Raw genomic sequence first — 16,066 nt, 5'->3', positions numbered from 1 at the left:
GCAGCAGTAACATCATCCAGCAAATCGAACACCAGCTCGAAGTCTCCGCGTTGGAGCTTGGCCTGGGCGTGGAGAGCCTTTATCCAACCTGGCGCCTGCTTCAATGCCTTGAAGCCTTTACAGGGTCGTTCCCGGAAGCCCCTTGACGTAGCATCGGGCTTTGTTGCTCCTTTATAAGTATGTGGCCGAGGACACAGTAAACCGTCAGGCTTGGTAGAGAGCGAACTGAAAAGGGATCAGGGCCACTTACTGGAAGATCCGATTGTGGTCTAGGATCCGAATTCCCGCTTGCAAAGTTCCATGGTTTTGTCATTGACCGTTTCGCGGCCCTCCCCCTCCAGAATTAACTTGATGATACCGCTAAACAGTGTGTGTTCCGCACTACCTTCAGGAGTGCTATCCAACTCCAGATTATCACGAAGATAATCGCGTATAGGTTCATGATCGACACGTAACCCCTGGTTCTTCTGCATCTCTTCCATACCCCGTGCAGTTTTCCGCAATACTTCTGCTAAGCGTAAAGCCTCGCCACATCCATCGTGATAAATGGTTTTACCGAAACCGGTGTGGAGTTCCCGCTCCGCACTTATGGCGGGCCCTCCAACACTCAAGCCGGCAGTCAGAACCAGCGCCATCATCGAGCTCTTGCCGACTCTTTGAGTTTGAAGATAACCATTCAGCATTGCTCTTCCTCCCTGTGGATAACTCTAATTGTATATATCCTGGGTATACTCGCCGCTACGCCAGTAGACTCAATACACAGAACTCAGGCCTGTTTCAACCTCAACAAAGCCTAGTGTTTAATTCGCCATCAACACATCAACCCTTCGGTTTTCCCGTCTGCCGTTCGGGGAGCCATTATTCTCCCTCGGCAGAAGTGAGCTGAACGGTTTAACGATGAGATTGTCAGCGGAAAGGCCATCCCTTGTTGCCAGATAATCGCGAACATTCCGGGCACGAAGGCCAGAAAGCCAGATGTTCATGAATAGTGACCCTTCAGCATCAGTATTCCCCAGAATCACCAGCTTGCCATCCTCCAGAGAACCAACCTGCTCGACGGCACGGCCAAGATTGGCCAAAGCCGACTCATCCGCTTCGGCCACACCCGGTGAGAAGCGGATCGTACCCCTGGATAAAAAGTGCTTATCAGACCAGGTGGTCTGAGATGGCACCACATGATCCAGAATCAGCCGTGTCTGCCCATCAAACTCGTTAACGTAAGCAGCTACCCAGACACTCCAGCCAGACTCGTTACTTGTTCGTGCCAGGACGTAATGCTGCCCCTTTTGCGGGCCAGCCACCAGATCGCTGAGGTAGAGCCTCCAGGCCGCAACATCCCCACAGGCACTCTCCTCGCACTGAAAAACAGGCTCAAACCCCGCATCTTTCAGACGTGCCAGCGTCCAGGAAAATACACCGGCTGCGCCCCAGACTCGTGGCAAATCATAAACCTCACGCCGTTTACGAGCGCCGGCCAGTTCCCGGGAAGACTCCGGTCGATAGCCTTCCGTGAAATGCTCGTCCTCTTCTTCCTGGTAAACCATCGGACCGGTCACCAATTCTACATCCGTACCAACCACACGGCTGCGGTCAAAGATGCTGTTGTTGAAGGTTTCCCAGTTCAGTTCATTCGTGGCCAATGCGCCGGGCGCGGCCACCAAAAAAAGCCAGTAAGTAATCAAAGCTTTACGAACGATCGACCATCCATTGGCAAAGTCCATTGCATCCTCCATTTCATCGGATATTCATTAGGGAACCTCTGAATAACCAGTTTTGAACGCCAATTCCCGATTTCGATCCGGAGATGAACCGATTTCGGCGATAAATGCCCGGTCTATTTGTTCATCTTTTGTCCGGTTAACGCCTTTTTGGCGGCCACCGGACACACTTCCCCTACGCGGGGAGGTATCGTTCACCGACAAGCATGTTGCTGAACGCTGCCAACAGGTAAAGCCGATTGGCGTTCTTCGCCAGGCCGCGGTAGCGGACCTTAGCGTAACCAAACTGACGCTTGATGGTACGAAACGGATGCTCGACCTTCGCCCGAACACTGGCCTTGATCTTTTCCGCCCTGGCAAGGTTGCTGCCTTCCGCCAGCTGTCGGGTAACACCAGGGCGCCGGGCGATGAACCAGTCGACGTTCCGGTGCCGGTGCTCTTTGCGCTTCTCAATGCCCCGGTAACCGGAATCGCCAAAAACCCGTGTTTCATCGCCGTGGAGCAACGCGCCAGCCGCATTGAGATCGTGCTCATTGGCAGCAGTCACTTCCAGCGAATGGATCATCCCAAAACCGTCATCCACACCAGTGTGCATCTTCATTCCGAAATACCACTGGTTGCCCTTGCGGGTCTGGTGCATTTCCGGATCCCTCTCGCCGCTTTTGTTCTTGGTCGAGCTGGGCGCGGAGATGATGCTGGCATCCACGATGCTGCCTTCGCGCAGCATCAGGCCCTGGCGCTCCAGGTGCTTGTTCACTTCCTTGAACATCGCCTTGCCCAGGTTGTGCTGCTCCAGAAAATGGCGGAAGTTGAGAATGGTGGTTTCGTCCGGAATCGAATCGGCCAGGGTCAGGCCGGCAAAGCGGCGCATGGACTCGATCTCGTAGAGTTCGTCTTCCATCGCTGGATCGGAAAGGTTGTAGAACAGCTGCATGCAGTGGATGCGAAGCATCACCTGCAATGGATACGGCCGGCGGCCGTTCTCGCCCTTGGGATAGTAGCGGGCAACCTTGTTCTCCAGCTTCTTCCAGGGGATCAGCTGATCCATGCGCTCCAGGAACTTCTCGCGGCGGGTCTTGCGCTTTTTGTTCTGGTATTCGGCTTCGGCAAAGCTGATCTGGCTCATGGCGTGAAGACCTTCCCGATTGGTGGCTCTGGCGCTATTGTCGCAAATCCGGGGGCTTTTTCAGAGGTTCCTTAGCGAAAAACTCATAAAGACTGCCACTGCCTACTAGTTCGCAGGAAGATCATGTCCAACCACATCACTTTGCATTCGCACCGTTGCTTGTGAAGTGATCGGGATATGGTGCCCTCCTACCGACTGACTCAGTGCCGCGCAAGCCGCCGTTTCAGCAGTCGCATTCAGAAGGTTGGTTGCGGCCTCCTCAATAAGTGGTCCTACTACCGGCACAATCAACGGATGACACCAGTAGGTCTGAATTTTTAAAATGTTCGCATCCTGAACATTCACTTTTCTACTCTCACCATCAATTCGGACGCTGACCTCACTACTGGGTCGGTAACTGAGATTGTCATTGGGGATAACCTGGAACTCTTGCTCATAAGGATGGCCTGGCAACCTCAGGGACCTCTCCACACCCAGTTCATCCAGCATGGATTGTGTTGGACTCACAACCTTTACGGGATTCAAACCAAAACTGTTCGCGGCAGTCATTCTTGCCTGAGACTTCGAATAGGCTTGCGTGTACTGACCAACGTCTTTATCAGCATCCATATACAACGGCATCATTCCCCGCACCAGCCGTTCATTCATGGGCTCGACGAGAGCATGATTCATCGCTCCATGGCGCGCCGCATCAAAGGTGGCAGTGTTGAGGGTTGAACGGGTCCTGAAGATAAACGCAGTCTCAATGATTCCAAACAGAATGACGAAAAAGATGGGCATGATGATCACAAACTCCGTGGTTGTAGCCCCGGAAACCCCTGACCTTAAACGCCCCCCTTTATAGCCGGGCACCCATTGTGCCAAGTCGCTCAGCAATGCATTCACTCCCGGACGTCATTGAGCATGAGTTCCCGCCGGAGTTTGAGCAGCTTTTTAACCCCGTTTTTTTCCGCAGGCAGGGCCTTGATGCCGGATTCCGCTATATCCCCGGCCTGGCGCATCCGCGTCAACGCCAGATTATGCCAGGCGTCGGCGTGGTCCGAATCGTACTGCAGGGTCTTCTCATAGGCGGTCACCGCCGCTGGATAACGACCATGGCGGTAATGAATGTTGCCCAGCAGGAACCAGGCCCCCTTGATGGTCTGATCCTTTTCCACCGCCCGATTCAGGTACTGCTCCGCTTCACCCAGTCGGCCTTCCTCATAGGCCGTATTGCCCTTTTTCAGAAGATGATCGATCTCCGGGGTGACTGCACAACCGGACAGAACAAGTATCATCCCTACCAAGAACGCAACTGTTCTGCTGTACATCATTTCCTCCTCAACGAAAGACATTGCCCCGTCTGTAACCGCAACCCATCAATCATACCGGCCGCAAGTTCCACTGTGTGTTCCGCTCTCCGGCACCCGGTGATTCGCCATGGGCGAAGTGCCGGCACTGTCCGTACAACCACGCCATCCTCATCAAGGAAAAGAACGTCGACAGGAAAACGCATACCGAACATATGAACGGAACGGCAGCGTTCGAAATACAAGCCCTGTTGCGGTGAAAGACGCCGGCATCCCAGCAAACCGATCGCACGCTCTCGAAAACTCCTAGCCATCCCCAGGTCGTTTACCAGGACCACACCCTGATCATCCAGCAATGCGACACGAGCCTTACATGTCATACATAAACCTCATCAGGATCGGGAAAAAGAGGATCACGAACGTGGTTGGGAAAATAAAGGCAACCAATGGGAAAACCAGCTTGACCGGCGCTTCAAGTGCCTGCTTTTCCGCACGCTGGAAACGTTCGACACGGCGCTGTTCGCCCTGAATTCGCAGGGCATTGGAAACGCTGCCACCGGTATGCTCAGCCTGGACCAAGGCAGAGACAAGCGTTGTTATTTCACGAATATCCAGACGATCCGCCATGGCGCGCAAAGCATCGATTCTGGCCATGCCCGCGTTTATGTCACGCAAAACGCTCTGGAGTTCCACCTTCAGCGGGCCGTCGGGCCCCTTTTCCACAGCCTGCATAAAGGCGCCATTAATGTTCATACCCGCTTCCACCGCCATGGTAATAAAGTCCAGATACACCGGAAGCGCTCGAATAATTTCCTTCTCCCGCTTCTGACGACGATCCTTTATCTTCAGGAACGGCAGCACCGCCCCGACGGACACACCCAGGAGTGTGAAAATCAGCGTGCTCAACAAAGTGCCGTTGTAAATCACCACCGCGACCAGGCCACCGAACGCTGAGGCTACGCACTGCAACCCGACAAACTGTTCCGGTGTCATCATGTAGTTCAGACCGGAACGTCTCAGGTGGGTACGGAGCCATTCCAGATATTCAATGCCTGCCCGCTCGCCCACGTAGTGCGAGAAAAATACGATTAATGGCCATATCAGCCGAAGGAACTTCGGCAAGGGGTCCATATACTTGCGGTTGTCGATCGGAACCGATTGACGAGCCATCTCGACACCGGATGCAACAAGCATCGCGAATACCGCAAACGCCCCCAACACTGAATAAAAAAGCAGTTCGTTAGACATCGATATTCACAATCTTCCGGATAAAAAAGAAACCAATGCTGACCAGTACAATAATTACGGCGAGTGCACCCCAGCCCATGGGTTCCGTGAACAATCGATGCATGTGCTCGCCCTCGATATGCCACAATGCTGCCGCAAGCAGAAAAGGGAGCGCCGTCATAACAACGCCTTGCATCTTGCCCTGAGACGTCAGGGCATCGATCTTTCCTTCCATTTCACGCTTGCGGCGTACAGTGCTCGCCAGTCGATCCAGTACTTCCGCCAGATTGCCCCCGACCTCCCGGGAAATCTTCATGCCCGCGATCACCAGATCCATATCCTGGGTGTTCACCCGTTTGCCCATGTTGTCCATGGCTTCGGCGAACCCAACGCCCACACGGATTTCCTTGAGCAGAAGGTTCAGCTCCTGCGAAATAGGCGGAGCCTCCTCCTTAACGGTTACCTCCAGGGCCTGAACCAGGCTGGAACCCGCCTTGAGCGAGGCCGATAGGCTCACAAGACTGTCCGGAAGCTGCTCCATGATCTTGTCGATTCGCTTATTCCGGAGATACCGAAAAATAAACGGGGGCGTAAAACCGAGCGCCACGCCAACCATGCCCGCCACGATAAAGCTGCCCGAAAGCAGGAGCGCAATGAGGGCCGCAAGTATCAAGGCAGCAACATTGAGAACGAAGACCTTTTCGGGCTCGATGAATACGTATAGTTCAGTCAGATTGACCCGGGCCTGGGTCTTGAAGGTCTCCCTGTATCGCGCAGCAGCCGACGTCAGGATACGAGCGCCGACCGCCATCAGGCTTGCAACAGTGATCCCGAAAAGGAGGATGATGAGATAAATCACGTTAGACAGCCTCACCAGCTGTGAACATGCTCAGATCAACGGATATGCCACGGTCCCGGAGGTTTTCGTAAAGTTCAGGAATATGGCCGGTGGAAACCAGCTTGCCCTGAACTTTTCCATTCTCGTCATACCCCTGCTGTTCAAACCGGAACAACTCGCCGCTCTGAACGCGCCCACCTTCAACACCCGAAACCTCCGTGATGCTTGTCACCTTTCGAGTACCACAGCTAAACCGGGTTTGCTGAATAATAATGTCAGTAGCCGACGCAATTTGTTCTCGTATCGCCTGAACCGGCAGGTCCATGCCCGACATCATCACCATGACTTCCAGCCGTGACAGACAATCCCGGGGCGAGTTCGAGTGAATAGTGGTAAGCGATCCATCGTGACCGGTATTCATCGCCTGCAACATGTCCAAAGCCTCACCGCCACGACACTCGCCGACGACGATCCGGTCCGGCCGCATGCGCAGGCAGTTGCGAATCAGGTCACGGATGACAATGGCGCCCTTGCCTTCCTGGTTCGGTGGTCGCGCCTCGAGCGAGATAAGGTTCGGCTGGTGCAGCTTCAACTCGGCCGCATCCTCCACCGTAATGATGCGCTCATCATCCGGAATAAAGCCCGAAAGAACGTTCAGCAATGTCGTCTTACCCGACCCCGTACCCCCGGAAATGATCACGTTACAGCGGTTATTAACAGCAGTCTGAAGGAACTCCATCATAGGCGCGCTGATGGAGCCAAACTCGATAAGGTTCTGGGGCGTAAGGCGTTCTTCGGGGAACTTACGAATTGTGATGCAGGGTCCCTTGAGCGCCAGCGGCGGTATCACCGCATTCACACGAGAACCGTCCTTCAACCTCGCGTCCACCATCGGCGAACTTTCATCGATACGGCGACCAATCGGCGCCACGATCCGTTCAATCGCCGCGTGAACCGCCTGGTCATTTGTAAAGGTGATTGGCGACTTATAAAGCCTGCCCGCTTTTTCGTAGAAAATCTCCTCAGCGGAATTCACCATAACCTCGGTTACTTCCTTGTCGTCCAGAAGCCCCTCCAGCGGCCCGAGGCCCACCGCTTCATCAAGCACCTGGCGGGCGAGTTCATCCCGATCCAGTTCCGCGGGAAACTCTTCAAGTTCCTGAACCAGCTCAGTGACGATCTCACTGCTGACGTCGCGCAGTTGGGTGTCATTCATCTCATGCGTATTCAGACGCCGGAGATCCAGTTGCTCAATAAGCTGCCTGTGAAGGTATTCACGCCAACGGTGACCGAGTTCCTGGTCCTGTTCGGAAGGTTGCGCCAACTCCGCAACCTGCTTGCTCTCGGTATTCACCTGTTGTGGCAGCGTCGACGATGTGGTTCCCGCACCTCCTTCGGCATCCGGTCCGGGCGCCGAACTGCTCGCCTTGCGATTTCCGTGGGACTGTATCGTGATCCGGTATGAATGGATTTCAATTCTATCGTCCCTGTTTAACGGGCCGTACTGCTCGACTTTTTTCCCATTGACGGTTACTGGCGCCCCCTGGCCGTTCCATTCCAGGTGGACCCCGTCCGAATCGTTATAAAACCGGATATGGCGCCTAGCGACTTTCCAGCCATGAAGGGGGATAAGACATTCATCCCCTTTTCCGAGAAAGCACTCCGAATCGGAACAAATAAGGCTGCTTACCTTCGTTCCCTTTTTTGTGGCAACTGATACTTCGAACATAATTCATCCATCCCTTTGCCATTTCCCTGCATGCACTCAAGTCAGGGAAAACCTCAATCCTGAAGATGATTGTCGATATCGTCGTTCTTCTGGATTTCCTGAAGCTCCTTCATATGCGGCTTGAGACGGTTCCAGACACCGACGTCCTCACCCCTGTTGGTGATTTCAGGTGTTACAAGAATAATCAATTCCTTACGTGACTCGGAGCGATCCGTGAAACTGAAAAGGCTGCCCAGATAGGGAATCTCGCTGAGATACGGGATCCCTTCATGACTGACATTATCCTCAGTACTCACCAATCCCGAGATAAGGATGGTTTCACCACTCTGGACGTTGACAACAGAGTTCGCCCGCCGCGTATCAAGCCCTGGCACCCCCTCAACGCCGGTGGCGAAGTCGGCGCTACTCACTTCAGCATCGATCATAGCCAGGATGTTGCCGTCACCATCGGAGCGAGGCTCAATTTCAAGCTGGATCCCGAACTCACGAAACTGAACGATACTGTTGCCGACCTCGTCCTGGGTTTCGAAGGGAATTTCCCCACCAGAAAGGAATTCCGCCGTTTCCCCACTGCGCGTTATCAATACCGGCTCCGCAAGCGTTCGCGCGGCCCCCTGGTGTTTCATCAGATTAATGCTGGACGTTAATCCGGTGGCGATACCAACAAATGGATAAAAGCTACGTTCGCTCAGAGCAGTGCTGGACGAAAGATTCTCAAAATTGACATTGCCTTCTTCAGGTAAAACCTGGAATTCATCATTGGAGACCCCCGTTCCGACCGCAGCCACCGTGGGCCCATTCAAGGTATCATCCCAGTCGACGCCAAGATTGCGCCGATAATCCTGGTCCACTTCCAGAATCTGCGCCTTGAGCTTGATCATGTCGCGCATGGGAACTTCTTTCGGTTTCACTTGAGAAACAACGCCTGTCAATTCGCCAACCAGCGTCTCGTAGCGCTTCATATCCTCCGGATCCAACTCACCACTGATGATGATCAGGCCATTAACCTCGCGGGTGGTTAAACCGGGAAACTCAGAAAGAGCAGAACGCACCATTCGATGACGCCGACTTACATTGTCAGTCGTGACGGTTATCCCATAGCGCGACTCGCGCTGGCCCTCCTGCCAGATAACGAGATCCGTTTCCCCTGGTGCGTTTGCCACGATCAGGAGCTTACCATCGTCCATGACGCTGACCTTCGCTACCTCCTCATCACCAACTGCAACCCGATCCACGGTGCCAACGTTAACCGTGTCGACCTCGCCGGGGTACATTTCAATGTCCTGGGCACTCACAGAAGCAGCCATTAAAAGCAGGCACCAAAAACCCAGTAAACGCTCCGCTATTTGTCGGGTCCTACTGCTCATACAACCAATCACTTCTCACCTTCCTTTGCACTACTCGCAACGCGTTTTCTGTTGCCATTAACGGGCTCACTTTTGATAAATCGGCGGTCCGTTCCAGAGCGTGACCGCCTCTTCCGAAGATGCCCCGGACGGATCATGAAACCTTCGGCCTGGCTTGGCGCATAGAAGGTCACCCTGGAACCGGCCTCCTGCCGACCGGATACGGCTTCCCAGATGGATTGCTCATCCACCATCTGTTGAATGCCCTTGCCTTCATCGTTGGTATTACGCAACATAAACACCAGATCACCCGCCTCCCGGGCGAGAGCCACGCGGGCCGCTTCCTCCTCTTTCAGGGCGACGGTCACCGTGGCGTACCGATCACGCCTGGAAGAGGCCGAGGAGTCACCACCCAGAACGCCGGATCGTTGACCATTACGACCACCCCGGGAACGAGATACAAAATCCTGATCCCGAGTCCGCAATGGTTGACGCCCCACGGAAAGAACGCGGACCCGATCCCTTAATGGAACGAGCTTTTCTCCATCATCTCCCCCGGACTGAGCCCCCGTGGTAGCCGGCTGAACCTCGGAGCCTTCCGTTCGAACGTAAAGATCGACGTAGTCTCCCATCTCCAACATCCCGGCGTTGCTTGCAATTTGATCCACCTCCAGGGTTACCGCCCGTTCACCTGGCTTGAGGAGATCGGAAAATCTGTCAATGGCACCACCGGCCAGGAAACTGCTCAACAGGGGCTCACCCGGGCGCATGGGCTGATTGATGACCCGGCCCTCAACGTCTCCCTGTTTGAACTGTTCTACCGTAACGGCGGTTGCGGGAAGGTGTTTACCGGGCACTGCCTGGCCACGCAGATTGCGCGGACTGGCAACATCACCGGGGTCAATGGAGTCGGTGGCCACCACGACCATGTAGCGCTTCTCGCTCTCCCCGGAGGTGTATTGCTCCCGGAGTTCAGCCTCTTTCTGGTCGAGATAGACCTTCGTCAGTCCGAGCGCCACGATTCCGGCCACGCCGGCGAGAATCAGGACCGTCCAGGACCCGAAAGCGTTGACTCCTTTCATGTACTGCTCCATTTAAAAAAATCGAAATTTGAAGTTGGTTACAGCGGTAAGGACGTTGCATGCATGTAGGCCGCATGCTGTTCCTTTATGGCATTCACCAGCATTTCGAACGCGCTATTACCATCATTGATGGGCGTCATGATTACCAACACAAAGAACGTCAGTCCCACGACGTATTCTGCGGTAACCGAGCCTCTTTGCCTTATTCTCTTAAAAGCCATGTTGATCCTCCCTATTCAACGAAAACCATAACCGTATAGGTCTTTCCTTCTTTGCGGGAAAACGCCATATCCAGACGCCGGCTACCCTTTTGAAAGCCAAGCGCCCGGACATCCACTTGCCCGATGCCAGGCACAAGATCACCGACGTTACTCAAGGTCCTGTTCCAGCCCTGACGTTCATATAACGCGCTATAGTAATCTGCCGTTCTCTGAACGCTGTCCGGATGCTCCAGCACCAGCGTCCTGCTGCTTTTACCGCCATCCACTGATTGGATATCGTTGATCACCTTGGCACCGGGCATCGTATCCACGCCCCGTCCCAGCTCTTCGTCAAGTTCGGGGGAATCCGAAAAGACCGGCGCAATGGACAGGGTGCCGTGGGTCGCAAGCTCCTGTTCCTTACGGATCTGAACCGTCAGCAGGAAATCGCCCTCACGGTGAGAAAGAATCTTCCATCTCTCAACATCCTTTTCGGCAATCTCACCTTCCCACTCATCGTTATAGAAAGCCCTAACTGCCTCCACCGATTGGCCGCTGCGGAAATTGAAAATGCGCATGGGGAGATGGTTGTACTGGATGTTCTCGGCCACGACCTTCACTTCCATGAAGTCCGCCGCGGGAAACTCCGGGTATTCAAAAGCCCAGAGACTGTGGTACGGCAGTAACAACGCCACACCAACCATCATTCGTGTAAATACAGACATCTTCAAAGCAGCCACTCCATGGCGTTTATCGCGCTAACCGGTTACTTGTTCTCCAGGTATTGTTCCGGGACAGGCTCCACGTCCACATGCCCCGGTTCATAATCATCGAGGATTTCAGCAGGCGGATAAAAAAAGCTAAGGCCGCTTGCTGCACCAGTCGTTATCGCATCGACAATGTCATTATCCATGATGCTGGTAGGCACCAGCCCCTTCACTCGACGCTCGTTATGCTCGGGACCGCCAACATTCCAGCCATCCGCCACGAGCATATTGTGCCGGCTCAGATCCAGATCCAGGTTTTCAAACTCATCAATACCCCCAGGTGTACGCAACGAGACAGTTACCCGGCCTTCATGGGAACCACTGTGTGCGCCAACATCAAAGTTCCCGCCAACAGGCAGGTTGCTGACGATCCTGAATGCATCCTCGACATCTCCGCCAATTCCCGGCGTTTGCGTCCCGTCGACCTCGGTGGCCACGTGTCTAGTCGAGTTATTGTCGGAATCGCGCTCCTCGAGCACAGGCCCGTATTCGCTATAATCCGCGTAAGCATACATCAGCAGCGGGTCCAGGTCCGGATCATCCCCAGCCTGGCCCGTATAGACCGGTGCCTCGCGACGATTGAAGACGCGATACTGGACCTCATCACGGATCACATTCCGATTCTTCACGGCGCCGAAACCACCAGTGCGTTCACTGGGAAACCAGGCAGTGCGTTCCCAGGCGGCATACCGGGCGCCGACTTCCACCTTGTGCTTCGCATCCAGGTACTTGCCCAACGTTGGCAGCAGGATCATAAGTGGCAGCACCACAAACAGCACAGTGATCACAAACTCGGTGGTCACCTGGCCCTCGCTTCCCCTGTTCGCACGGTCGCCGTTAATCATCATTCCCTGTCCCCACTCCATGGTGGGTTACTCCTTCTTTTTCTCCGGGTTCGGTTTCTTACCTGGAAAGACATAAAACGGATCGTATTCCTGACACTTTTCCCAGACAAGTTTTCCCACTTCCTCCGCCGATTTACCCGCCACGGTTGCATCAGTGGCAAGCATATTCAGCACATAGCCCACGCTACCCTCCGGAAAGTGCATGCGAATAGACTTCTTATACGATTCAGGTGTCTGCCCCCCCTCATCCGTAAATTTCTTATAAATCCCTCGGGCCTCATGGAGCCACTGAAGGCAAATATGATCCTCTGGCGTTTTCTGCTCCCACTTTATAAGCTCCCAAGAATCCATTATTAATTCGTACGGTTCTTTTCCCTGCAATGATGGCGCACTCTCCGCTACAACGCTTCCAGAAAAAAGCCCCAGCATCAGCGCTGTGGCCAGACATTGCCTCATTCGCTTGACCCCCCGCGGCATCGGCTCAATGACCATCCTGTATCCTCCTCTTCTCGCAACTGCGTAATTAAGAGCCCGGGAAGTTTTCCTTCACAAAGCGCCCTATAGATTCCTCGCCTTCATTAAACTTTTTCTTTCGCTCCCAGGACACGAACACGCCGTCCAGGAAAAAACCGGACTGTTCAAAGGCGATCTTGATGGTGTTGCCATCTTCCGCGGTTATATGAACCTCACCATCAATGGGATTAGTATCCGTTGTTTCAGTTTCCGCATAACGAATGGGCTCCTTGGTTTCAACGATCCAGTGCCCATACCAGCCGTTGTCCGGTATCTCCGCGGGCGGCGTAGCCTGGATGTCGACCTCCATCCGACCGCTGACCTTGGTTCCTTCGAGCCCATCGGGCTGCCATGCCACATCCACATTTGTATAGTCCCGAAAGGTGAGTTCCGTGGGCGCCTTTGTATTAACTGACCTATTCGGCTTTGTATTTGTAAGAACCGGCAATAAAACGCCTGCTCTCAGGGAGCCCTCAAACTCAATGTCATTGATAGCATTGTATCGAACCATCATCCCCCCCCCATCGAACACCATAAACGGGGTATCCGCGCCCTCGACGGAAAACGTCATATTGTCATGTTCTATTGCGTAAACGCGCTTCCAATCGGGGGTATTCAATTGACGCTCAAAGCGCTGGGTCCCGTTCCAGACCTGGGGCTGATCAAGACCCAGTTCCATAAGGGCACCCCCTATGCCCGGTGCCGTTACGTCCGGGGCAGGGATACGACAGTCTGTATAGACGGCCTCGAAGCTCTTACTTGAATCGGCAAAGTCAACCGATCCCTCACTGCAGTCCGGTTTCACGGGACCGCCCTCGGGCGCGATAGTGTCAACCCCTTCCGGTGCAAGGAGCTGCCGCCAAAAAAACCATTCAATGGGCTCTTCTCCCATATGTCCGAGAGCCACTGCCTGCATCGGAATCGAAAACACCTCAACAGAAACATCGAACCAAATGGAGCGACTGGCCAGGCTCACAGCCGACTCGTGATCACTGACCGTATTGGCCTCACTCTGTTCGGATCCGGCGCCCTCGCCCCCCCCACTCGATGACCCCAGACACCCCGCCACCAAAACCATGCCGCCCAGAACCGCCGGCCGGATCAGAATCTTGTTCCATTTCATCATTACACCTCCCTTGCGTGTTGGATTAAAAGCGGTTCTGGGCACCGCACGACTGAGTCAGTTGTTCATGAAAGAAAGATTGCTCAGTCCGAAAGCTCGGGCCACAGCAACTGCCCGCTGTACCGAGGTGGGCTCCGTGAGGCGAACCTGCCAATAGGGGTTGTAAAGGTTACCGTGTTCGCGCTTTCCTACGTAGCGGCCCTCCCGGGTTCCGCGTTTCGGCCAGAGGTTGCTCGGTCGCTTGAAATACAATTCCGCGCGCGAGAGGGCACCAATCATGTTGCTGGCCGCCCCGCCCTGCTCTTCGACATCAAGGGCAGCGCTGTCCGGGAATCCCTCGTGCTTGTCAGCCAGGGTTCTGGTGGTGGTTATGTCGCTGGCACGCTTGTGAGCAAATACCCCTAGCGAAGGGCCATCGCTGGTATCGCCAGGCTCCAGGTCAGCGTTGTATTTCGGGTCTTTATCGCGGGCAAAATCATAATAACCCTTGAGGCCACTAATCTTACGAATGTTGTTCGTGGCAAACTGGACGCTCGCGAGTCCTGCTGAGGTCGAGTTGTGCCACGCATCGCCCCATTTATTGGAGGGCCGATAAATAAAACGCCTGCTGAAGGTTTCATGGTCCTTGCCATGGGCCGCTCCCCAACCAACGGGAAGGATTTCATTGTAACCGCACCAGCTGAAACCAAGCATGCCGCACCCTTTGTGATCGATCCAGAAGCTTTCGGTATCCATGGCGCTCCAGTTCCATTCCAGGCGATTCCGGGCACGATTATCCCGCATCTCGAACTCGTTGCCACCACGCTTGTCCATTCTGCCCCTGACACCTAAAAACCCCGTAGGAGGATCCAACCATCTTTTATTTCGTTCATGAGTGAAATCATCGGTCGAGTGGTTCACGATTTCGGTGAATTCCTCGAAACGTTCGACCATAAAGTCTCTTCTTTCGCCCCTTCTTGGAAGACCACGGTCATGCTTGTTGTGGCTGACATACCCCTCCCAGGCTTCAAAAAAATTCTCCCAGAACAGCGCATTGCCCGCCAGACCGAGCCGTGCGTCCGGGTCATTCTCCTGAAGGACTGCGCTCAGTGTATTGGGGGCAGTAGCAAGCGTCGCACCATGGTGACCCAACTGGGCACGGGAAAGCCCGAAATTGACAGCATCAAGGCCGCTGATCAGCACGGCGCCGACCCTTTCCACGACCCGATTGAGTATGTCCGTGACTTGATCGAGCACTTGAGCTGCTCCCCTGACAATCGGCCCAACAACCGGAATGGCGGCAGCAACGTTGGAAACGCGCCGGATATTCTCAGTGGTCTTGTCGATCTGCGCTGTCCACGAAGCCATGCCAATCACCTGCCCAATAGCGGCCTGATTGGCGACCATCGCCCTATTGGTGTAGGCCATAAAATTAAAGTCACGGGCCATCATATTGGCGCCGCTATAGGCAGCTGCATCGGCAGCATTCTGAAGACGAACCTTGTCAGTATTGGTCTGGCCGACGTCGTAGATGGAGAAAACGACAAGCGCTACCGCAACAAAAAGCAGCAGCGTAAAAATCGTAGCGTAACCACGCTGTCGACTTGAGGGAGGGTTTTTAATGGTCAGCAACCTGGCACGCATCTTTCTTCATCCTTGTGCGGTTCGTCCGTTTACCCCAGAACGCTCCCTCCCGGCACAAGCCGGAAGGCGAGCGCCACCCGTTGCGGATGGAATTATCTGTCAGTCTGCGGCGCTTGACCCTGTATCGTTATAGTCGCCGAGATCAACTGTTGTGTCGGCCGTATCTGTGGCGTCATCAGCAGCATCCCCTGCCGCATCAATTTCGTCCTGCGCGTCTTCACCGCGCATCTCCTGCGCCATACCGGCAACCTGGTTCCGAACGGTTTCGCCGAACATGCTGTAGACGCCGATTGCCGCGATCGCGATCAGGGCGGTGATGATAATGTACTCAGTCATGCCCTGACCCAGATTGCGCTTCCTTGTCAGGATGGATTGTCTCATGCCTAGATCTCCTTTTCGTCGCTATCATGGGGCTCCGCCCCTGTATTAGCCCGGCGCCGTGTATACAGCGCCGTGCTGCTCCCTAGCCGATCACAAACAAAAACGCTCGGCATGCAGTAAAAGGATGATTTAATAGAAGGATGGGGAGGGTTAAGCGGCGAGCGGTATGACTCTCACGCTCTGAAAGCCGGTCTGTAGTGACCGACCGCCCAGCATCCTGCCAAGCTAAACCGTTTTCTTCCTTTTCGCCAAGCACTCC

The 16,066-nt window shown here is 54.4% G+C and carries 17 protein-coding genes; all 17 read right to left on the bottom strand.

What is annotated here, in order from left to right:
* Window positions 1-269 precede the first annotated feature (269 nt).
* Window positions 270-683: a hypothetical protein gene (locus H4I92_RS07765; protein ID WP_077530069.1), complete on the bottom strand. Its 414-nt coding sequence runs from the start codon at window positions 681-683 to the stop codon at window positions 270-272.
* 117 nt (window positions 684-800) lie between these two features.
* Window positions 801-1,721: an OmpA family protein gene (locus tag H4I92_RS07760; protein ID WP_179105654.1), complete on the bottom strand. Its 921-nt coding sequence runs from the start codon at window positions 1,719-1,721 to the stop codon at window positions 801-803.
* A 172-nt stretch (window positions 1,722-1,893) separates the two neighbouring features.
* Window positions 1,894-2,844 (bottom strand): IS5 family transposase, encoded by a 951-nt coding sequence (locus H4I92_RS07755; protein ID WP_077528626.1) that lies wholly within the window; start codon window positions 2,842-2,844, stop codon window positions 1,894-1,896.
* 105 nt (window positions 2,845-2,949) lie between these two features.
* On the bottom strand, window positions 2,950-3,720 hold the full coding sequence (locus H4I92_RS07750; protein ID WP_143512632.1) for a TadE/TadG family type IV pilus assembly protein: 771 nt from the start codon (window positions 3,718-3,720) through the stop codon (window positions 2,950-2,952).
* Between the two features lie 5 nt (window positions 3,721-3,725).
* Entirely contained in the window at window positions 3,726-4,154 is a 429-nt protein-coding gene (locus H4I92_RS07745) for a tetratricopeptide repeat protein (protein ID WP_223073626.1), read from the bottom strand.
* On the bottom strand, window positions 4,154-4,447 hold the full coding sequence (locus tag H4I92_RS17130) for a DUF192 domain-containing protein (protein ID WP_422821985.1): 294 nt from the start codon (window positions 4,445-4,447) through the stop codon (window positions 4,154-4,156). The genes H4I92_RS07745 and H4I92_RS17130 overlap by 1 nt, the downstream gene beginning before the upstream one ends.
* A 55-nt stretch (window positions 4,448-4,502) precedes the next feature.
* A complete protein-coding gene (locus tag H4I92_RS07735) occupies window positions 4,503-5,381 on the bottom strand; it encodes a type II secretion system F family protein (RefSeq protein ID WP_077530064.1) in 879 nt (292 codons plus the stop codon).
* On the bottom strand, window positions 5,374-6,219 hold the full coding sequence (locus H4I92_RS17065; RefSeq protein WP_077530063.1) for a type II secretion system F family protein: 846 nt from the start codon (window positions 6,217-6,219) through the stop codon (window positions 5,374-5,376). The genes H4I92_RS07735 and H4I92_RS17065 overlap by 8 nt, the downstream gene beginning before the upstream one ends.
* Window position 6,220: 1 nt before the next feature.
* Entirely contained in the window at window positions 6,221-7,927 is a 1,707-nt protein-coding gene (locus H4I92_RS07725) for a TadA family conjugal transfer-associated ATPase (RefSeq protein WP_077530062.1), read from the bottom strand.
* Between the two features lie 53 nt (window positions 7,928-7,980).
* Entirely contained in the window at window positions 7,981-9,294 is a 1,314-nt protein-coding gene (locus H4I92_RS07720; RefSeq protein ID WP_077530061.1) for a type II and III secretion system protein family protein, read from the bottom strand.
* A gap of 8 nt (window positions 9,295-9,302) precedes the next feature.
* Complete coding sequence (gene cpaB, locus H4I92_RS07715) at window positions 9,303-10,355, bottom strand: Flp pilus assembly protein CpaB (RefSeq protein WP_179105653.1); 1,053 nt, start codon at window positions 10,353-10,355, stop codon at window positions 9,303-9,305.
* 232 nt (window positions 10,356-10,587) lie between these two features.
* Window positions 10,588-11,286: a hypothetical protein gene (locus H4I92_RS07710; protein WP_143512630.1), complete on the bottom strand. Its 699-nt coding sequence runs from the start codon at window positions 11,284-11,286 to the stop codon at window positions 10,588-10,590.
* A gap of 35 nt (window positions 11,287-11,321) precedes the next feature.
* Complete coding sequence (locus H4I92_RS07705) at window positions 11,322-12,125, bottom strand: hypothetical protein (protein WP_218668172.1); 804 nt, start codon at window positions 12,123-12,125, stop codon at window positions 11,322-11,324.
* 69 nt (window positions 12,126-12,194) lie between these two features.
* Entirely contained in the window at window positions 12,195-12,659 is a 465-nt protein-coding gene (locus tag H4I92_RS07700) for a hypothetical protein (protein WP_077530056.1), read from the bottom strand.
* A 31-nt stretch (window positions 12,660-12,690) separates the two neighbouring features.
* Window positions 12,691-13,806, bottom strand: coding sequence for a hypothetical protein (locus tag H4I92_RS07695; RefSeq protein ID WP_077530055.1), 1,116 nt, complete (start codon window positions 13,804-13,806; stop codon window positions 12,691-12,693).
* A 54-nt stretch (window positions 13,807-13,860) separates the two neighbouring features.
* Window positions 13,861-15,426: a pilus assembly protein TadG-related protein gene (locus H4I92_RS07690; protein WP_077530054.1), complete on the bottom strand. Its 1,566-nt coding sequence runs from the start codon at window positions 15,424-15,426 to the stop codon at window positions 13,861-13,863.
* Between the two features lie 99 nt (window positions 15,427-15,525).
* Window positions 15,526-15,807 (bottom strand): pilus assembly protein, encoded by a 282-nt coding sequence (locus tag H4I92_RS07685; protein ID WP_077530053.1) that lies wholly within the window; start codon window positions 15,805-15,807, stop codon window positions 15,526-15,528.
* Window positions 15,808-16,066: the final 259 nt, after the last annotated feature.

The sequence above is a fragment of the Vreelandella halophila genome, assembly GCF_019903425.1.
GTDB lineage: Bacteria > Pseudomonadota > Gammaproteobacteria > Pseudomonadales > Oleiphilaceae > Halospina > Halospina halophila.
This window is presented reverse-complemented; position numbering and strand designations above follow the sequence as displayed.